Here is an 18,961-nt window from a genome sequence, read left to right as displayed (position 1 = left end):
ACCCGGCCTTCGCAAAATCCGTATTCTGGAGCGATTAGCGCTTCGAGAACTGGAACGAACGGCGGGCCTTGGCCTTGCCGTACTTTTTACGCTCGACGACGCGGCTGTCGCGGGTCAGGAAGCCGCCCTTCTTGAGCACGCCGCGAAGGCCCGGCTCGAAGTAGGTGAGGGCCTTCGAGAGACCGTGACGAACGGCACCGGCCTGGCCGGAGAGACCACCGCCTGCAACCGTTGCAACAATGTCGAACTGGCCGTCGCGGGCTGCCGCGACGATCGGCTGGCGCAGGATCATCTGCAAGACCGGGCGGGCAAAGTATGCCGTGAAGTCCTTGCCGTTGACGGTGATCTTGCCAGAGCCGGCCTTGAGCCAAACGCGAGCTACGGCATCCTTACGCTTGCCGGTCGCATAGGAGCGGCCAAGCGAGTCGACCTTGCGGACGTGAACCGGAGCAGCTGCTTCCGACGACGTGCCGAGATCCTTCAGGGAAGAGAGGTCAGCCATTGTCAGGCGCTCCTTACGTTCTTCTTGTTCAGCTTGGCGACGTCGAGGACGGTCGGCTGCTGTGCTTCATGGGGATGGTTGGAACCGGAGTAGACGCGGAGGTTCTTCATCTGGCGACGGCCGAGCGGACCGCGCGGGACCATGCGCTCAACCGCCTTCTCGAGGACGCGCTCCGGGAAGCGGCCTTCGATGATCTGGCGAGCGGTGCGCTCCTTGATGCCGCCGGCATAACCGGTGTGCCAGTAGTAGACCTTGTCGGAATACTTCTTGCCGGTGAAAACGACCTTGTCGGCATTGATGACGATAACGTTGTCGCCATCGTCAACGTGAGGCGTGAAGGTTGCCTTGTGCTTGCCGCGCAGACGCATAGCGATGAGGGAAGCGAGGCGGCCAACGACAAGCCCTTCGGCGTCGATGATCACCCACTTCTTCTCCACCTCTGCAGGCTTCTGGGAGAAGGTTGCCATAGTAATTCTCTCTTTTGGATCCCTGTGCCTGAGGGCCAAGGGCGTTTCTTGTTGCTTGGTTTGACGCACCCGGAAGCGTGCCAAAAAGAAAGCAGCCCGGAAAGGCTGCGTTTCTGGCGCGGTGTATAGAGGGAAAGGCGCTAGCGGTCAACATCATCTATCTGAGCCACTGCAAAAAATACGAAACAAAATCAATATGTTGATTATGTGGTACTATGGTACCGCAAATTTATCGCGGTGGAATCGAATAAGTTGCCGTCGCATGGGCCACCAACTCGGCCGGATTTTCCTGAAAGATGGTGGCTTCGATAACGGCGAGCCGCTTTCCGAGCTTGAGGATCCGGCAGGTGCAGGTTGTTGGCTGCGGCTTCGGCAGGCGCAGGAAATTGATGTTGAGGCTGGTAGTGACGGCAAGTGCAACCGGGCCGAGATGGGCAAGCACCGCGGCATAGGCGGTGACGTCCGCCAGCGTGAAGAGGGCAGGACCGGACACGGTACCGCCCGGGCGCAGGTGCCTTTCGGACGGATCAAACCGCGTCGAGACGCTGCCGGGCGCAATGTCCGTCACGGTAAAAACGCGCCCGTCCGTGTGGATCTGCGGGAAATCGGTCTCCAAAAACCGGTGAACCTCCTCGATCGTCATGACCGGCTGCATCGCTTCTCCTCGAAATTGCCGATAGCTTGTGACAGAACAGTTAGCACGAAATCGCAATGTGAGGAGTTAGACCATGGCCGAAGTCGTATCCTTCCGGAAGGGCGCAAACGAGGATGGGAGCGCCCTCGTTACCCGCTCGCTTTCCGAGGGCGTGCTGCGGCTCACGCTCAACAATCCGCCGGCGAACGTGCTTTCGATCGCGGTGATGGAACTGTTGATGGGCGAGCTTCAGAAGGCCGCTGAAGACAGGGAAGTCCGCGTAGTGGTCATCGCTTCGACCGGCGACGTGTTCTCTGCGGGCCACGATCTCAAGGAGATGACGGAGCATCGTGCCGATGCCGATGGCGGGGTGGCCTTCTTCGAGGAGACATTTGCGCTTGCAGCCGATCTCATGCTGGAGATCACCCGCCTGCCGAAGCCCGTGATCGCGCAGATCGACGGGCTTGCGACCGCAGCCGGCTGCCAGCTCGTCGTCTCCTGCGACCTTGCGATCTGTACCGACACCGCCACCTTCTGCACACCTGGCGTCAATATCGGGCTGTTCTGCTCGACGCCAATGGTCGCCGTTACGCGCGCCGCGCACCGGAAGCAGGCGATGGAAATGCTGCTGACCGGCGAAACGATCGATGCTTCGACCGCCAAGGACTTCGGCCTCGTCAACCGGATCGTACCCAAGCAGTATCTGACGCAGGTCGTGACCAAATACGCTTCCGTCATCGCTTCGAAATCACCGTTGACGCTGAAGATCGGCAAGGAGGCCTTCTACCACCAGCTCGAAATGCCGACGGAAGAGGCATACAGCCATGCGGCCCAGGTGATGGTCGACAACATGCTGACTGCTGACGCGCAAGAGGGCATCGGCGCGTTTCTTGCAAAACGGATGCCGAGTTGGACCGGCGAGTAGCGCGCCCGATATTCTCTGGGACGAGTAGACAAGGCCAAAAGGTGGGTCGTGCTGCGTTGAGCGACGATCGGAAAGGTCAGTGGGCAATGACAATCAATGGCCCTTTGCATAGGTGCTCGCTTCGAAGACGGGAAACGATCCGCAGTTTTGGCTCAATCGGCAATCTGCCTTCGACTGGCTTTTGCAAAACGTGAGAACGGCGAGTGGATTTCAAATGAGGTATTCCGGCGCAATCTGCGTAGTTCTTACCCGAGCTTCAGGATCAGTCCGCCGCTCGCGATGATCACGCCTGCGAGATAACGCCATGGGCTGGCTTTTTCCTTCAGGACCAGCACCGAAATGATGAGCGCGAAGAGGATCGACGTTTCCCGCAGGGCGGCGACGGTTGCGACAGGCGCTTTGGTCATGGCCCAGAGGGCCAACCCGTAGGAGGCGATCGAACCGGTGCCGCCGATCAGACCGCGCCACCAATTGTAGCGGACATGAATCGCGACCGCGAGAAGGCCGCGGCGCGAGATCGCCCATGCAAAGAGCAGCACGGGCGGTAGCAGCGCCATCCACAGAGTGTAGGACACCGCATTGCCGGAGACGCGTGCGCCGATGCCGTCGACATAGGTATAGGTAGCGATGACGCAGGCATTGACGAGCGCGAGCATGATGGCATGCTTGCTGCCGCGCCGCGCCTCGAAGGCAAGGGTCAGAATGCCGGCGCAGATCGTCATCGTGCCGATGAGCGCGCCGCCCGAAAGGCTTTCGTTCAACACGAAGCCGCTTGTGGCGGTGATGAGGAGCGGCGCGCAGCCGCGCATCAGCGGATAGACGAGGCCGATATCGCCTGCGCGGTAGGCGGCCGCGACCAATTGAAAATACGCAAATTGCAGGACGGCCGATGCGCCGATGAAAGGCCAGGCCGTTGGGTGCGGCAGCGGCAGGAAGGGCAGGAACGGCAGCGCCGCCACTGCCCCCCCGGCCGAAACAAGCGCCGCGTCCAGCGACTTGTTGGTCCCCGCCTTGATGATCGCGTTCCATGTCGCATGCAGGAATGCACCGAAGAGAACGAGCAGAATGACGTCGAGGGGCACGATGCGCACCGGAATGGGAAAAAGGGAAGGCTATCTGGGGAGAATGGGTATGGGCCGTGTTGACGCGAAAATCAATCTTGCGAGCGGATTTTGCAACCGGAGGCTGGTCTCCTGCTTGAAAATGAGAATTGTCATGCTCGGTTCCGGCGTTCACGTGCAACGACATCGGGGCGTAGTGTGCGCGCTCGAAATACGTTTATTTTAGTTGCCTACACTCAACTATGAGGTGTTTCTAATGGAAGCAAGAACGAAAAAGGAACAAAACGAATACAAAAGAAGTTTAATAGATGATAATATTTCTCCTCTTAGTCCATTTTCAATTTATACTTCTGTAATATAGAGAATGTTCTATAATTTTGCTATATCCATTTTGATACAAACCCAAGTAGCAATTGAGCCGCTTCTGATATACAAAGGCCGGAAGCTGCGTGTTTCCGGCTCTTGCGAAATCGTTTTCGCGTCCCGCTACCTGCTACAGGGAGTGGTTTGGTATGAAGAACATCCCGTCCAGATTGTCGATACTCTGGCAGTTGAGGACCGGGCAGGACCGGTCGTCTCTGGTGGGTATGTTCTTCCACTCCGCATATTCGTTTGCGTCGCAGTACCGGCTGTTGCGGACGTAGCGATCGTAAATTGGCAGGCCGCGCGGCGAGGTCCAGCGGAAGATGACGGCGCCCTGATTGTGGATGGCGGCGCGGGCACTTTGGCAGGTCATGGACATCGGATTGTAGCGGGAGATCGCCAGCGATGGTGAGGCCGCAAGGAAAAGTGCTGCGGCGAGCGCGAGTTTTTTCATGGGTTATTCCTCCTTGGGAACCCGGATGCCTATATATACGCCCGAAGGAACTGTCAGTTTCAACTCTCTGCAAAGAATGTCGACTGGAGGAAAGCTGATGAATCACGACCGTTATCCGGACGATTACATTGCCGGAATCTTGAACTCCGTGAAGACGATCGCGCTGACGGGGGCGTCGCCCAATCCGGCCCGGCCGAGCAACGGCGTGATGGGCTATCTCCTGTCGCGGGGCTACAATGTCATTCCCGTCAACCCCGGGCAGGCAGGCAAGCAGATCCAGGGCCAGCTCGTCTATGCCCGGCTTGCCGATATCCCGGTACCGGTCGATATGGTCGATGTGTTCCGCGCCTCGGAATATCTCCATGGCGTCGTTGATGAGGCCCTGGCTCTTCCCTCGCGGCCGAAGGTGATTTGGTCGCAGCTCGGCGTGCGCGATGATGCTGCCGCAGCAAAGGCGGAGGAAGCTGGCATAAAAGTTGTAATGGACCGCTGCCCGGCAATCGAAATCCCGCGCCTTGCCGCCTGAGTGCACGGATTTTTCTCCAGACGCCCGATGGTTGAAACGCAAAGCGATTAACATTTGCGGATCGTAGTCTATGCTCCCGCCATCGACAGCGACGGGGGGACGACATGGCAACGAGCGATCCGGGTTTCAACACGCTGGCAATCCATGCCGGTGCGCAGCCGGATCCGGAAACGGGCGCGCGGGTAACGCCAATCTATCAGACGACAGCCTTCGTCTTTGACGATTCCGATCACGCGGCATCGCTCTTTGGCTTGCAGGCCTTCGGCAACATCTATACGCGCATCATGAATCCCACGCAGGCGGTGCTGGAGGAGCGCGTGGCAGCCCTTGAGGGCGGTACAGCAGCGCTTGCCGTGGCTTCGGGTCACGCGGCGCAGGTCATCGTCTTTCATACGATCATGCGTCCGGGCGAGAATTTCGTCGCGGCCAGGCAGCTTTACGGCGGCTCGATCAATCAGTTCGGCAATGCCTTCGGGAATTTCGGTTGGCAGGTGCGCTGGGCCGATTCCGACGATCCGGCAAGCTTTGAAAGCCAGATCGATGAGAAGACGCGCGCGATCTTCATCGAGAGCCTGGCCAATCCCGGCGGCACCTTTGTCGATATCGCGGCGATTGCCGAAGTGGCCCACCGGTACGGCCTGCCGCTGATTGTCGACAACACGATGGCGACGCCTTACTTCATCCGGCCGATCGAGCATGGCGCCGACATCATCGTGCATTCGCTGACGAAGTTCCTCGGCGGCCATGGCAATTCCATGGGCGGGATCATCGTCGATGGCGGCACCTTCGACTGGTCAAAGTCCGGCAACTATCCGATGCTGTCCACCCCGCGCCCGGAATATAACGGCATGGTGTTGCATTCGACCTTCGGCAATTTCGCCTTCGCGATCGCCGCCCGCGTGCTCGGCCTTCGCGACCTCGGCCCGGCAATCTCGCCCTTCAACGCCTTCCTGATCCTCACCGGCATCGAAACGCTGCCGCTAAGAATGCAGCGCCACAGCGACAATGCCATAGCGGTCGCCAGATGGCTCAAAGCACACAGCAAGATCGCCTGGGTGAACTATGCGGGTCTCGAAGACGATGCGAACCACGCCCTGCAGCAGCGCTACTCGCCGAAGGGTGCAGGCTCGGTCTTCACCTTCGGCGTCAAGGGCGGCTACGAGGCGGGCAAGACCCTGGTGGAAGGACTGGAGCTCTTCTCCCACCTCGCCAATATCGGCGATACGCGCTCTCTGGTTATCCACCCGGCTTCGACCACCCATCGCCAGCTGACCGACGAACAGAAGACCGCCGCCGGCGCCGGCCCCGATGTCGTCCGCCTCTCGATCGGCATCGAGGACGTAAAGGACATCATCGCCGACCTTGAACAGTCGCTTTCGAAGATCTGAGATCCCATGGCAAACCACATCACCTTCGGCATAGACGGAAGGGAACCCGAGTTCGGCGCACCGGATGCGGACCGCATCGTTTCCGGCAATCCGCAGTTCCGCACCTGGAACTTGGAGGAGGCCGAAGGTGGCCTCTATTCGGGCATCTGGGAGGCGACGCCCGGCAAATGGCGGATTTCCTATGACGAGTGGGAATATTTCAACGTGCTCTGCGGCCACTCGATCGTCACCGAGGACGGCGGCGAGCCGGTGCATCTGAAGGCAGGCGACCGGATGATTCTAAAGCCCGGTTTCAAGGGAACCTGGGAAGTCGTTGAAACGACTCGCAAGGACTATGTGATCCGGGTTTAGGGCGCAGAGCCTCTGTCCTTTCCAGGGCCGGCGACGAATGTCTTTGCAAAGTCCGGTGAAGCGATGCGGTTCATCGCATTGCGCAGCGCTGCCGATTCCTCTTCGCCGAAGGCGTTGTCGAAACGCGAATGCGCCTCACGCCAAAGCAGATGCGCCTCTTGCCACTTTTCGACGCCGATCTCCGTCAATTTTACCCGTTTCACGCGGCGGTCCTTCTCGTCAGGCACGAGTTCGACAAGCCCGTCGCGGATGAGGGGCTTGAGTGTGTGTCCGAGTGCGGAAAGATCCATCACCAATCCATCGGCCAGGGATTTCAGGGAAGGGTTAGCGTTGAAGTGTATCTGGCTGAGCAGGCCGTATTGCGTCGCCTTGAGCCCGCTTGGAGCCAGCACATCGTCATAGAGCTGGCCGAGTTGCCGGGTGGCGCGGCGTAATGCGCTGTTGCTGCAATAGGCCCAGCTTTCAAAGCCTTCTGTCTTCTCGTCCATAGTCGCTCTCCTGAGGCGATGTCTGCGGATTGTTGACGATCAGTCAATCGCCACTCCTGAATTTTTCCATCGGTTGCTCTTGCGGAAAATCAGGTTTTCGTCATTATAGTGGCATATACCACTAAATTTCCATCGGAAAGGATTGACCAATGTCTCGCTCGTCTCTTGGGATTGCACTCGTGACCGGCGCCTCCTCGGGGATCGGTGCGACTTACGCCGATCGTCTCGCAAAACGCGGCTATGATCTCCTGCTTGTCGCCCGCGATGTCAGTCGCCTGAATGCGCTTGCCGAAAAGCTGACGGCAGAGCAGGGCATAAAGGCACAGGTGCTGCCGGCCGATCTCACGGAGCGCGAAGATGTCCGCAAGGTCGAACAACGGCTGCGTAAAGATGAAGACATCACGCTTCTCGTCAACAACGCCGGAATCGGTCCGAAAGGCGCGCTGCTGGAGGATGATATCGACTATCTCGAAACGATGATCGAATTGAATGTCGTAGCTGCGAACCGGCTCGCCATCGCCGCGGCGCAGACATTCGCCAAACGCGGCAAGGGCGCCATCATCAACATCGCGTCGGTGGTAGCGCTGATCGCCGAGCGCTTCAACGGCACCTATAGCGCCACCAAGGCCTTCGTGCTCAATCTGACGCAGGCGATCAACGCCGAAGCGGGCCCAAGGGGGGTGAAGGTCCAGGCCGTGCTTCCCGGATTGACCCGGACCGAAATTTTCGAACGCGTCGGCAGCTCCTTCGATCGCTTCCCGCCGACGATGGTCATGGACGTGAGGGACATGGTGGATGCGGCCCTGGCAGGCTTCGATCAAGGCGAACTCGTCACCATTCCGTCTCTTCCGGACAATGCCGACTGGAACGTGTTCACTGCTGCCCGTTCGGCGCTTGGCCCCAACCTCTCGCACGACCACCCGGCCGCCCGCTATGGTGTCCCGAGGACCTGAGGCGGCGCGCCGGTTTTGGGACTGCGGCGAACCAACGCAGTCCCAAGTGCCTTTGCTGAAGCAAGCGTTCCGTTTCGATCGAGACGCTAATTCCGAAGTATTACTACAGCTGACAGCGAGCAACTCGCGCTCGCTCATTATATTATATTTAGCTAATTTAACTTGGTATCGCTTTCCACTATTGAAACCTTCATCCGGCCCAATCTTCGCGCCGGCAATTTCGTCCGTACGCCTCTTTTCATATCACGCATTCAATCCAATCTTTTGGGGAGGGTGACATGCAGGTTTGGAGGGAAACATGCAGAAGGCACCGCCATATCGCTGAATTGCTTGCCGGTCTTTTGATGGCTGCGACGATGTTCGATGTCGCCGTGGCCGGCGAGATTGTGGATATCCAGCTGGTGATCGCGGCTGACGTATCGACATCAATGGATGCGGAGGAAAAGGCGCTGCAGCAGCGGGGCTTCGTCGAAGCGTTCCGGCGCCCGGAAATCATCGAAGCGATCGCCGCAGGCAGGACTGGCCGGATCGCCGTCACTTATGTCGAATGGGGCGGCGACGGGCAGCGAAGGCTGGTCATTCCCTGGACCATCATAACGAATGAGATGGATTCCTGGCTGTTTTCGCTGAAGCTTGAGGAGAGTTCACCGGCAAAGATAAGCCGGGGCACGTCGATCAGCGGCATACTTTCCTATGCCGATCATCTGATCCGCTCAAGCGGCTATGAGGCGACGCGCTCGCTCATCAATATCTCCGGCGACGGCGTCAACAACAAGGGGCGCGATGTCATGCCCGTCCGCGCCGGCGTCCTTGCCCGCGGCATCACCATCAATGCCTTACCTATTGTGTATGGCGGATTGCCAGGGAATGAGGAAGAGGCCATATCGCCGGAAAACTTGCTTGCCTATTTCCGGAGCGAGGTGATCGGCGGACCAGGCGCCTTTGCGGAACCGGTCGCAGCTCCCGAAGAATATTCGCCGGCGATCTATCGCAAGCTTTTGCGCGAAATCTCCAGCATGAGCGAAATCGCAGCGGTCGGCGTCAGACCCGGCATCGCTGCGCTTTGGCGGGCAATCGTCACCACGCCAGATTGAGCGCATCCAGCCCGTGGAAGTGGTAGACGTCCTTCACAGACGGCGTCTTCGCCAACTCGAGGCCCGGCAGCCGTTCGAACAGGATCGGCAGGACGACGTTGAGTTCGAGCCTGGCGAGCGGCGCGCCTATGCAGAAGTGGATGCCGGCCCCGAAGGAGAGGTTCGGCGCTTCGTTGCGGTCGGGCCTGAACTTCAGCGGATCGGTGAATTTCGTCGGATCGAGATTGGCGGCGGCAAGGATCAGACTCACCTTGTCGCCGCGCTTGAAGGAGATGCCATCGATCTCGACGGGCTCCAAGGCCCAGCGCTGGAAGATATGCACCGGCGCGCAGATACGCAGCGTTTCCTCGACCGTGCGCTCCGTCGCCGCTTCGTCTTTGAACAGTTCGGCGGGATTACAGCGGCTTTCCAGGATGACGCGGACCGAGTTGCCGATCTGGTGCACGGTCGCCTCGTGGCCGGCATTGAGGAGCACGATCGTTGTCGAGACCAGCTCGGCATCGGTCAGATACTGGCCCTTGTGCTCCGTGTGGATCATGTGCGTCAGGAGATCGTCGCGCGGGCTGGCGCGGCGCTCGGCAATCACCGTCTTCACATAATCGGAAAATTCGCTTGCGGCTCGCTCGGCGCCGTCCTCGTCTTCACGCGTGCGGCCGAAAAGATACATGCGGATATAGGCATGTGACCAGGCAAGAAGCTGCGGTCCCATCTCTTCCGGAATGCCGATCATGCGGGCGATCATCGTCACCGGGATGATATCGGCGAAGGCGGAAAGCAGTTCGACCTCGCCCTTGTCCTTGAAGCCGTCGATGAGCTTGTTCGCGAGCTCCGCAAGCTCCGGCTTCATTTTCTCGACATGGCGTGAGACGAAGGCGCGGTTGACGAGGGTGCGCAGGCGCGTGTGCTCCGGCGGCTCAAGTTCGAGCAGCGAGTAGCGCTCGGCCAGATCGAAATTTGCCAGATGCTGCTCCGGCTCGGCAAGGCCGAGCTCTTGGCGCGTCGCGATATGCAGGATCTGGCGGCCGAAGCGCCGGTCGCGCAGCAATCCGTTCACATGGTCGTAGCCGGTGAAGAACCACTGCTTCTGCTGTTCCCAGTAAAAGGTCGGACAATGGCAGTGCAGTGCCGCATAGGCGGCGTTCGGATTGCCGTAGAAAGCCCGATCGCTGCTGTCGAGGGAAACGCGGCGGGTGGTGGGATCGATCGAGAAAAAAGGCGCTATCATCATGTTCGGAGGCTTAGCGGATTTGACAGGCCCCGAAAAGGTGGATCGGAAGGTCAGCCGGCGCGCGACAGCGAGCCCATCCGCCGGAGCGCGTCGACCTGATCGTCAACCGTCGGGACCAGCTCGCCGGCATTCTTGTCCATTACCGCAGGTGCGGGGGCCGCAGCTTCTTCCGCTCCGAAAATGACGCTGCAGTTCCGGCCAGCGGCCTTTGCCGCATAGAGCGCCCGGTCGGCTGCGGAAATCAGCTTGTCCATATTGGTTTCGGCCGCAGAGCTGAGCGCAATGCCGATGCTGACGGTAGCCGGCACGATCGCCTCGCCGGTTGCGACCGGCACGCGGCAGAATTCAGTGCGGATCGATTCGGCAAGCGCCTCTGCCTCCATCTGGTCGGCAACAATCGCGAAGGCCGCGAATTCCTCGCCTCCCATGCGGCCAAAGATGTTGTCCGGCACAAACTGGCGCGCGGTCCTCGCAAAAGCCGAAAGAACGGCGTCGCCCGCCTGATGGCCGAAACGGTCGTTGACGCGTTTGAAATGATCGAGATCGAAAAGCAGGACCGCGATCTGCCGCTTGTCGTCGAAGGCCTTCTCATGCATCGCATCGAACCGGGCGAAAAGGCCGCGGCGGTTCCAGACGCCGGTTAATGAATCGGTAAGGCTCAAGGCGCGCAAGTGCTTTTCCGAACGTTCCATGATCATGCGGCAGGTGAATGCGAAGGCGATCGTCAGCAGGAAGGCGCTCGCCATGGCAGCCGCGCCGCTGTAGTTGGTCGCTTCCGCGTCGCTCGGCAAGGTCACGGCCATCGTCAGAGCCACGGCAAAGCAAAGCCATGCCTGGACGATGAAGACGGCGGCAAGTTTGCCGCGCGTCGGTTCGCGGCGCATGCCGGCGCTGCAGACGGCCATGGCAAGGCCGGTGGCGCCGGTCGCTGACGCAAGATTGTAAAGGATGACGCGGTTACCGTAGTCGCCGTTGACCCAGGGCAGGTAAACGCCGGCAAGCCATATCGCCGGCGGCAGCAGCGCCCACCATTCGATCTTCCGGCGATCGAGCGCCATGAAGCCTGCAACCCAGGCACTCTGGCCGAGGAGTGCGGTCGCGTTACCCGCCTCGATCGACAGGATATCGGGGATTTGGCTGCGCAGTGCAATCATGGCAAAACCGGTGCCGCTCAACAGGAAGCCGAGACCCCAATAAAGATAGGCCTTGCTGCGGACGTTATGGCGCCAGGCCATGAACAGCAGCAACGCGAGCGTCATGGCTTCCGAACACCAGATGGCTAATCCTGTAGTAATATTAAACACGGCAACACCCCTTGGAATGCGGGCATTTTCGCCGCCGAAATTCTCCAGCCGATTAATGCCGGAACGCCTTCCGCCCAATATTCGCCATTAGGCTTTCCACAAGGTAAACCGCCCTCAGGACCATCCGAATGCGTTTAGGGTTCGTTCATCCTGTGGCGGAGAAAAGCTGTGCGCGCCCTTGATGGCCTCTCCCGGTCAAGCGGCAGCTGGGAGATAGCCCTGTCATGAGGTTCATCCTGCGCCGGGCTCCGCTTCTTAACGTTATCCTTATGCGTGTCTTGAAGAAGAGGGCGGTGACACTCTATGTAGGGATGAAGCATTTTCTTTGATTCCCGGCGGCAGCCGGCAGACGTTGGCAAAGGACGCACATGAGAAACCCAGTCGATACCGCTATGGCCCTCGTGCCGATGGTCGTGGAACAGACCAATCGCGGTGAACGCTCCTACGACATCTATTCGCGCCTGCTGAAGGAACGTATCATCTTCCTGACGGGCGCCGTCGAGGATCACATGGCGACGCTCGTTTGCGCCCAGCTTCTCTTCCTTGAAGCCGAAAACCCGAAGAAGGAAATTGCGCTCTATATCAATTCGCCGGGCGGCGTCGTGAGTGCCGGCATGGCGATCTATGACACGATGCAGTTCATCAAGCCCGCCGTTTCGACACTCTGCATCGGCCAGGCGGCCTCGATGGGCTCGCTGCTTCTGGCCGCCGGCCACAAGGATATGCGCTTTGCCACTCCGAATTCCCGCATCATGGTTCACCAGCCCTCCGGTGGCTTCCAGGGGCAGGCATCCGACATTGAGCGCCACGCCAAGGATATCCTGAAGATGAAGCGCCGGCTGAACGAGGTTTACGTGAAGCATACCGGCCGCAGCTACGAAGAAGTTGAAAAGACCCTCGACCGCGACCACTTCATGGATGCCGACGAGGCTCAGAGCTGGGGCGTGATCGACAAGGTCCTGACCTCGCGCATCGAAATGGAAGGCGATCAGGCCTAGTAATTAATAGGGATGGTGTTTTTGCCGCCACAGTTCTATCCCATTTGTGATTGAACAAGGGGTTTAATGCGGTAGCGAAGACGCTAATAGTAGCTATTAATGCTATGTTGAATCTGTATGACATAGCATTCGGCATTCGAAGGGGAGTTCGTTGCCGCCGGAACCCGGGCATGTTTTGGTTGGGTACCGGTTTTTACCCCTTAAAGCCTTGGCCGGCTGATGCTCCGGTGGGAGCAGGCCGGCGGGCCATTGAGTGGACCGCGATTTCACCTTGAAATGCGGCGTGCTGGAAGGAAAGTGATATGAGCAAGGTCAGCGGCAGCAACGGCGGCGACTCCAAGAATACCCTGTATTGTTCGTTCTGCGGAAAGAGCCAGCACGAAGTCCGGAAGCTAATCGCCGGGCCGACCGTCTTCATCTGCGATGAATGCGTCGAACTGTGCATGGACATCATCCGCGAGGAGAACAAGTCCTCGATGGTCAAGTCCCGCGACGGCGTTCCCACGCCCCAGGACATCATCAAGGTTCTCGACGAATACGTCATCGGCCAGCGGCAGGCGAAAAAGATACTGTCGGTTGCCGTCCACAACCATTACAAGCGCCTGGCGCATGCCACCAAGAACAGTGAAGTCGAACTGGCGAAGTCGAACATCATGCTCGTCGGCCCGACTGGCTGCGGCAAGACCTATCTCGCCCAGACGCTCGCCCGCATCATCGACGTTCCCTTCACGATGGCCGATGCAACGACGCTGACCGAAGCCGGCTATGTTGGTGAGGACGTCGAAAACATCATCCTGAAGCTTCTGCAGTCTGCCGACTACAATGTCGAGCGCGCTCAGCGCGGCATCGTCTATATCGACGAGGTCGACAAGATCTCCCGCAAGTCCGACAATCCCTCGATCACTCGCGACGTGTCGGGCGAGGGCGTGCAGCAGGCGCTTCTGAAGATCATGGAAGGCACGGTCGCTTCCGTTCCACCGCAAGGCGGCCGCAAGCATCCGCAGCAGGAATTCCTGCAAGTCGACACGACGAACATCCTGTTCATCTGCGGCGGCGCCTTCGCCGGTCTCGACAAGATCATCTCGGCACGCGGCGAGAAGACCTCAATCGGCTTCGGTGCGACCGTCAAGGCGCCGGACGACCGCCGCGTCGGCGAAGTGCTGCGCGAACTCGAGCCGGAAGATCTGGTGAAGTTCGGCCTCATTCCGGAATTCATCGGTCGTCTGCCGGTTCTGGCAACGCTCGAAGACCTCGATGAGGATGCGCTGATCCAGATTCTGTCGGAACCGAAGAACGCGCTCATCAAGCAGTATCAGCGCCTGTTCGAAATGGAAGACGTGGAACTCACTTTCCACGAGGATGCGCTTCGCGAAATCGCCCGCAAGGCGATCGTACGCAAGACGGGTGCCCGCGGCCTTCGCTCGATCATGGAGAAGATCCTGCTCGATACGATGTTCGAACTGCCGGCGCTGGAAGGCGTTCGCGAAGTCGTCATCTCCGAGGAAGTTGCCCGCGGTTCTGCCCGTCCGCTCTACATCTATGCGGACCGTCAGGAGGAAAAGGCGAACGCCTCGGCCTGATGCCGGTTCTCGTATGGTTAGATTTAGGGGCTTGCCGAAGGCGGGCCCCTTTCTATTTGAAAAACCGTGAACGGTCCTGTTAATAATGGCTGGCAAGACTGGGAAAACGCTATTGCTGACGTTGCGGAATGTTCCGTCCTTGGCGATGATGGAATGATTCCATAGCGGGTTTTCCGGCCTTGTGTTTTAGCCGGTTCGGAAGCGGTAAGCGCCGATCCAGTTAGGCGCTTCATTGTACTAGCGTTCCGTTGTAATAAAGCTGTCACAACCGTGGAACGCGGGCGTTAGCGTGGCTTGAAATGCATAGTCAGAACCTCCACTTGTAGCCCAAGTGAGAGTGCCGGCCGATCGCATGCGGCCGCGCAAAGAGCCCGGAAACGGGACGATGGAAAGGAAATAAAATGACGAAGAAAACGTCTGTAGCGAGCAGCACTGCCTATCCTGTTTTGCCCCTGCGCGACATCGTGGTCTTCCCCCATATGATCGTGCCGCTGTTCGTCGGACGGGAAAAGTCGATCCGTGCGCTTGAAGAGGTCATGGGTTCTGACAAGCAGATCATGCTGGTCACCCAGATCAACGCAAGCGATGATGATCCAGATCCTTCAGCAATTCATAATGTCGGCACGGTTGCCAACGTTCTGCAGCTCCTGAAGCTGCCCGACGGCACCGTGAAGGTTCTTGTCGAAGGCCGCGCCCGTGCCGAGATCGATGCCTATACCAGCCGCGAGGATTTCTACGAGGCGCTCGGCCATGTGCTCGACGAGCCGCATGACGACCCGGTCGAGCTGGAAGCGCTGTCGCGCTCCGTCGTTTCGGAGTTCGAGAGCTATGTGAAGCTCAACAAGAAGATCTCGCCTGAAGTGGTCGGCGCTGCCAGCCAGATCGACGATTATTCCAAGCTCGCCGATACGGTAGCTTCGCACCTGTCGATCAAGATTACCGAAAAGCAGGAGATGCTGGAAACCACCAGCGTCAAGGCTCGTCTCGAAAAGGCGCTCGGCTTCATGGAAGGCGAGATTTCGGTCCTGCAGGTCGAAAAGCGCATCCGCTCGCGCGTCAAGCGCCAAATGGAGAAGACCCAGCGAGAATACTACCTTAATGAGCAGATGAAGGCGATCCAGAAGGAGCTCGGAGACGGCGAGGAAGGCCGCGACGAGATGGCTGAACTGGAAGAGCGCATCTCCAAGACCAAGCTTTCCAAGGAAGCGCGCGAGAAGGCCGACGCGGAGCTGAAGAAGCTGCGCCAGATGAGCCCGATGTCTGCCGAAGCAACCGTCGTCCGCAACTATCTCGACTGGCTGCTCGGCATTCCGTGGGGCAAGAAATCGAAGATCAAGTCGGACCTAAACCACGCAGAACAGATCCTCGAAGCCGATCACTTCGGCCTGGACAAGGTCAAGGAGCGGATCGTCGAGTATCTCGCCGTGCAGGCGCGTGCAGCCAAGCTCAAGGGTCCGATCCTGTGCCTCGTCGGCCCTCCGGGCGTCGGGAAGACCTCGCTTGCGCAGTCGATCGCCAAGGCGACCGGCCGTGAGTATGTCCGCATGGCGCTCGGCGGCGTTCGCGACGAAGCCGAAATCCGCGGTCACCGCCGCACCTATATCGGCTCGATGCCCGGCAAGGTCATCCAGTCGATGAAGAAGGCGAAGAAGTCCAATCCGCTCTTCCTGCTCGACGAGATCGACAAGATGGGCATGGATTTCCGCGGCGATCCGTCCTCGGCCCTGCTCGAAGTGCTCGACCCGGCCCAGAACTCGACCTTCATGGATCACTACCTGGAAGTCGAATACGACCTGTCGGACGTGATGTTCATCACGACGGCGAATACGCTGAACATTCCGGCACCTTTGATGGACCGCATGGAGATCATCCGTATCGCCGGCTACACTGAAGACGAAAAGCGCGAAATCGCCAAGCGGCACCTGCTGCCGAAGGCCATCAAGGAACATGCGTTGCAGCCGGAAGAATTTTCGGTCAGCGACGATGCCCTGATGGCGATCAGCCAGCAATACACCCGCGAAGCAGGCGTGCGTAACTTCGAACGCGAACTTATGAAGCTCGCCCGCAAGGCGGTGACCGAGATCATCAAGGGCAAGGCGAAGTCGGTCGCCGTCACGGCTGCCAACATCGACGACTATCTGGGCGTTCCGCGCTTCCGCCACGGCGAAGCCGAGCGCGAGGATCAGGTCGGGGTGGTCACCGGTCTTGCCTGGACCGAAGTCGGCGGCGAGCTGTTGACGATCGAAGGCGTGATGATGCCGGGCAAGGGCCGCATGACGGTCACTGGCAATCTGAAGGAAGTCATGAAGGAGTCGATCTCCGCTGCGGCCTCGTACGTTCGCTCGCGCGCTGTCGATTTCGGCATCGAGCCGCCGCGCTTTGACAAGAGCGACATCCACGTGCACGTGCCGGAAGGCGCGACGCCGAAGGATGGCCCGTCGGCCGGTGTCGCCATGGCAACCGCGATCGTCTCGATCATGACCGGCATTCCAGTCAACAAGGATGTCGCCATGACCGGCGAGATCACCCTTCGCGGCCGCGTTCTGCCAATCGGCGGCCTGAAGGAAAAGCTGCTCGCAGCGCTTCGCGGCGGCATCAAGAAGGTGCTGATCCCGGAAGAAAATGCCAAGGATTTGGCGGAGATTCCGGACAACGTGAAGAACAACATGGAGATCATCCCGGTATCCCGCATGGGCGAGGTGATCAAGCATGCGCTGGTTCGCAGGCCCGAACCGATCGAATGGGATGGAACGGTTGAAACGCCGGTCATCGCGACGGTCGAGGGTCTCGACGAGACAGGTGCAGCCATCGCTCACTAAGCGCTGACTGCCACATTTATGTCAAAATGCTGCAAAACTCGGAAAAGGCTGGCTTAAAACGCCAGCCTTTTTTGTGAAAACGTCACAGAGCCGCTTGCTTTTCCTTGATTTGCAGGGCTTTTGGGTTGCGGCGGGCCTGATGAAACTTATTCTGTGCCTGGCTTACAGATTTGAGTCGTTTCGAACCATTGAAAGGGGTGGAAACATGAACAAGAATGAACTCGTGTCCGCAGTTGCCGAAAAGGCTGGCCTCACCAAGGCTGACGCTGCTTCTGCTGTCGACGCTGTTTTCGACGTTGTCCAGGCTGAACTGAAGAAGAAGGGCGACATCCGTCTCGCCGGCTTCGGCAGCTTCACCGTTTCTCATCGCGCTGCCACCAAGGGCCGCAATCCGTCCACCGGCGCTGAAGTCAATATTCCGGCTCGCAACGTGCCGAAGTTCACGCCTGGCAAGGGCCTGAAGGATGCCGTTAACGGCTAATGAGATTTCTGGCCGCCGGATGACGAGACCGGCAGCCCAGGTTTGGAAGGGTTCGGCGAAAGCCGGACCCTTTTGCACTTTCCGTAGGTCTTGCGGGCTTTTCAAGTTTCATCTACGGCTTTTCTGTTCTCAGGGCGGGGTGAAAGTCCCCACCGGCGGTAAGGGCCCCGGCCCGAGCCCGCGAGCGCCTTCCCCGCCCATGGGCGGGGAGGGGTCAGCAGATCCGGTACGATGCCGGAGCCGACGGTCATAGTCCGGATGAAAGAGAATGGGCGAATGCACGAGGGGCGGGGAACTGCCGCCGGTGTTGTTGCGCTCATGCGTCCTGATTTGTGTTGGTCCTTTTTATCTTGGATGAATGACATGAATCAGACTTCCCTCGGTATTTCCACGTCGCGTGCCATGGTGGGTGCCGCCTGGATGGTGCTGGCCGGCGTGGCCTTCGCGATACTTAACGTCGTCACGCAATGGATGGCGATGAAGCTTGCCTTCCCGACTGCGTCCATCGCCTTCTGGCAATATGCCTTCGCGCTCGTCTTCTCGCTCCCGTTCCTCTATCGGGCCGGCTTCTCGGCGATGCGCACCAATTATCCTTGGCGCCATGTCGTGCGCGTCGCCTTTGCGGCGCTCGGCGTCGAAGCCTGGGTCACGGGGCTCGCCTCTGTGCCGATCTGGCAGGCGATCGCGCTGGTGATGACATCGCCGTTTTTTATCATTCTCGGTGCGCGACTCTTTCTCGGGGAACGCGTTGGTCCGGCGCGTTGGGCGGCAACGGTCGCCGGCTTTGCCGGTGCGATGCTCATCTTGCAGCCCTGGTCGGTCAGTTTCACTTGGGCGGCCCTGCTTCCGGTCCTCTCGGCGCTGCTCTGGGGCGCATCCTCGCTGATCACCAAGAATCTGACGGGCATCGAGCGGCCCGAAACCATCACGGTCTGGCTGCTGGTACTTCTGACGCCCATCAATGGCGGGCTGGCGCTGGCGGCCGGCTTCGCGGTTCCGGCGGGCGTCACGCTTGGGCTGTTCGTACTCGCCGGCCTGCTGACCGTGCTCGCGCAGTATTTTCTCACGCTTGCCTATACAGTGGCCGATGCTGCCTATGTGCAGCCCTTCGACGATCTCAAGCTGCCGCTCAACGTTTTTGCGGGTTGGCTCGTCTTCGGCTATGCACCTACCGGTTATCTCTGGCTCGGCGCGGCATTGATCTTGTGCGCCTCCCTCTTCATCATGCGCAACGAACTGCGCCGCGAGCAGACGGCTGTATAGACAGGGCAGTGCAAAACGCGCCGCCTGTCATGTGTCTGTCATCACCGTCCCTCAAAAATCCCCCGTTTCGAATATTCGACAC

General features: G+C 59.3%; 19 protein-coding genes and 1 riboswitch. Of the genes, 11 read left to right on the top strand and 8 right to left on the bottom strand.

Annotated elements, in window-relative coordinates; genetic code table 11:
* Positions 1 to 34 precede the first annotated feature (34 nt).
* The 3 genes from rpsI to BLP23_RS00540 all read right to left on the bottom strand — a co-directional run bounded on the left by rpsI (position 35) and on the right by BLP23_RS00540 (position 1,624).
* The gene (gene rpsI, locus BLP23_RS00550) at positions 35 to 502 is read right to left on the bottom strand and encodes a 30S ribosomal protein S9 (protein ID WP_022714787.1); all 468 of its coding nucleotides are present in this window, start codon (positions 500 to 502) and stop codon (positions 35 to 37) included.
* A gap of 2 nt (positions 503 to 504) precedes the next feature.
* Complete coding sequence (rplM, locus tag BLP23_RS00545; RefSeq protein ID WP_022714788.1) at positions 505 to 969, bottom strand: 50S ribosomal protein L13; 465 nt, start codon at positions 967 to 969, stop codon at positions 505 to 507.
* A gap of 229 nt (positions 970 to 1,198) precedes the next feature.
* Entirely contained in the window at positions 1,199 to 1,624 is a 426-nt protein-coding gene (locus BLP23_RS00540) for a PaaI family thioesterase (RefSeq protein ID WP_092583094.1), read from the bottom strand.
* 73 nt (positions 1,625 to 1,697) lie between these two features.
* Here BLP23_RS00540 and BLP23_RS00535 point away from each other — a divergent pair, with 73 nt between their 5' ends.
* Positions 1,698 to 2,528 carry an enoyl-CoA hydratase gene (locus BLP23_RS00535; RefSeq protein WP_092583093.1) on the top strand — a complete coding sequence of 277 codons (831 nt, stop codon included), beginning with the start codon at positions 1,698 to 1,700 and terminating at the stop codon, positions 2,526 to 2,528.
* A 245-nt stretch (positions 2,529 to 2,773) separates the two neighbouring features.
* On the opposite strand, the gene BLP23_RS00530 is transcribed toward BLP23_RS00535, so the two are convergent.
* Positions 2,774 to 3,610, bottom strand: a complete 837-nt coding sequence (locus tag BLP23_RS00530) for an EamA family transporter (RefSeq protein ID WP_092584203.1) — start codon at positions 3,608 to 3,610, stop codon at positions 2,774 to 2,776.
* 472 nt (positions 3,611 to 4,082) lie between these two features.
* On the bottom strand, positions 4,083 to 4,406 hold the full coding sequence (locus tag BLP23_RS00525) for a hypothetical protein (RefSeq protein WP_092583092.1): 324 nt from the start codon (positions 4,404 to 4,406) through the stop codon (positions 4,083 to 4,085).
* Between the two features lie 97 nt (positions 4,407 to 4,503).
* Here BLP23_RS00525 and BLP23_RS00520 point away from each other — a divergent pair, with 97 nt between their 5' ends.
* From BLP23_RS00520 to BLP23_RS00510, 3 genes are all read left to right on the top strand, one after another.
* Complete coding sequence (locus BLP23_RS00520) at positions 4,504 to 4,932, top strand: CoA-binding protein (RefSeq protein WP_092583091.1); 429 nt, start codon at positions 4,504 to 4,506, stop codon at positions 4,930 to 4,932.
* A 104-nt stretch (positions 4,933 to 5,036) separates the two neighbouring features.
* The gene (locus tag BLP23_RS00515) at positions 5,037 to 6,320 is read left to right on the top strand and encodes an O-acetylhomoserine aminocarboxypropyltransferase (protein WP_092583090.1); all 1,284 of its coding nucleotides are present in this window, start codon (positions 5,037 to 5,039) and stop codon (positions 6,318 to 6,320) included.
* A 6-nt stretch (positions 6,321 to 6,326) separates the two neighbouring features.
* Complete coding sequence (locus BLP23_RS00510; protein ID WP_092583089.1) at positions 6,327 to 6,671, top strand: cupin domain-containing protein; 345 nt, start codon at positions 6,327 to 6,329, stop codon at positions 6,669 to 6,671.
* Here BLP23_RS00510 and BLP23_RS00505 read toward each other — a convergent pair.
* A complete protein-coding gene (locus tag BLP23_RS00505) occupies positions 6,668 to 7,159 on the bottom strand; it encodes a MarR family winged helix-turn-helix transcriptional regulator (protein WP_092583088.1) in 492 nt (163 codons plus the stop codon). The two genes, BLP23_RS00510 and BLP23_RS00505, sit on opposite strands and share 4 nt — an antisense overlap.
* Before the next feature lie 149 nt (positions 7,160 to 7,308).
* Between BLP23_RS00505 and BLP23_RS00500 the strand changes: the two genes are divergently transcribed.
* Together BLP23_RS00500 and BLP23_RS00495 are read left to right on the top strand one after the other, a co-directional pair.
* Positions 7,309 to 8,112 carry an SDR family NAD(P)-dependent oxidoreductase gene (locus BLP23_RS00500; RefSeq protein WP_092583087.1) on the top strand — a complete coding sequence of 268 codons (804 nt, stop codon included), beginning with the start codon at positions 7,309 to 7,311 and terminating at the stop codon, positions 8,110 to 8,112.
* Between the two features lie 278 nt (positions 8,113 to 8,390).
* Positions 8,391 to 9,206: a DUF1194 domain-containing protein gene (locus tag BLP23_RS00495; protein ID WP_092583086.1), complete on the top strand. Its 816-nt coding sequence runs from the start codon at positions 8,391 to 8,393 to the stop codon at positions 9,204 to 9,206.
* Here BLP23_RS00495 and BLP23_RS00490 read toward each other — a convergent pair.
* Together BLP23_RS00490 and BLP23_RS00485 are read right to left on the bottom strand one after the other, a co-directional pair.
* A complete protein-coding gene (locus BLP23_RS00490; RefSeq protein ID WP_092583085.1) occupies positions 9,190 to 10,434 on the bottom strand; it encodes a cytochrome P450 in 1,245 nt (414 codons plus the stop codon). The genes BLP23_RS00495 and BLP23_RS00490 overlap by 17 nt on opposite strands.
* A 50-nt stretch (positions 10,435 to 10,484) precedes the next feature.
* Positions 10,485 to 11,738 carry a GGDEF domain-containing protein gene (locus BLP23_RS00485; protein WP_092584202.1) on the bottom strand — a complete coding sequence of 418 codons (1,254 nt, stop codon included), beginning with the start codon at positions 11,736 to 11,738 and terminating at the stop codon, positions 10,485 to 10,487.
* A gap of 368 nt (positions 11,739 to 12,106) precedes the next feature.
* On the opposite strand from BLP23_RS00485, the gene clpP reads away from it, so the two are divergent.
* The 5 genes from clpP to BLP23_RS00460 all read left to right on the top strand — a co-directional run bounded on the left by clpP (position 12,107) and on the right by BLP23_RS00460 (position 18,879).
* Positions 12,107 to 12,736 carry an ATP-dependent Clp endopeptidase proteolytic subunit ClpP gene (gene clpP / locus BLP23_RS00480; RefSeq protein ID WP_039844551.1) on the top strand — a complete coding sequence of 210 codons (630 nt, stop codon included), beginning with the start codon at positions 12,107 to 12,109 and terminating at the stop codon, positions 12,734 to 12,736.
* A 302-nt stretch (positions 12,737 to 13,038) separates the two neighbouring features.
* Complete coding sequence (gene clpX, locus BLP23_RS00475) at positions 13,039 to 14,316, top strand: ATP-dependent Clp protease ATP-binding subunit ClpX (RefSeq protein ID WP_022714809.1); 1,278 nt, start codon at positions 13,039 to 13,041, stop codon at positions 14,314 to 14,316.
* 401 nt (positions 14,317 to 14,717) lie between these two features.
* A complete protein-coding gene (gene lon / locus BLP23_RS00470) occupies positions 14,718 to 17,135 on the top strand; it encodes an endopeptidase La (protein WP_022714810.1) in 2,418 nt (805 codons plus the stop codon).
* Positions 17,136 to 17,340: 205 nt separating this feature from the next.
* Complete coding sequence (hupB, locus tag BLP23_RS00465) at positions 17,341 to 17,616, top strand: DNA-binding protein HupB (protein WP_028739578.1); 276 nt, start codon at positions 17,341 to 17,343, stop codon at positions 17,614 to 17,616.
* 121 nt (positions 17,617 to 17,737) lie between these two features.
* Positions 17,738 to 17,890: riboswitch (FMN riboswitch) on the top strand.
* An 80-nt stretch (positions 17,891 to 17,970) separates the two neighbouring features.
* Entirely contained in the window at positions 17,971 to 18,879 is a 909-nt protein-coding gene (locus BLP23_RS00460) for a DMT family transporter (protein ID WP_092583084.1), read from the top strand.
* Positions 18,880 to 18,961 lie beyond the last annotated feature (82 nt).

It is taken from the genome of Rhizobium mongolense subsp. loessense, assembly GCF_900099775.1.
GTDB lineage: Bacteria > Pseudomonadota > Alphaproteobacteria > Rhizobiales > Rhizobiaceae > Rhizobium > Rhizobium loessense.
This window is presented reverse-complemented; position numbering and strand designations above follow the sequence as displayed.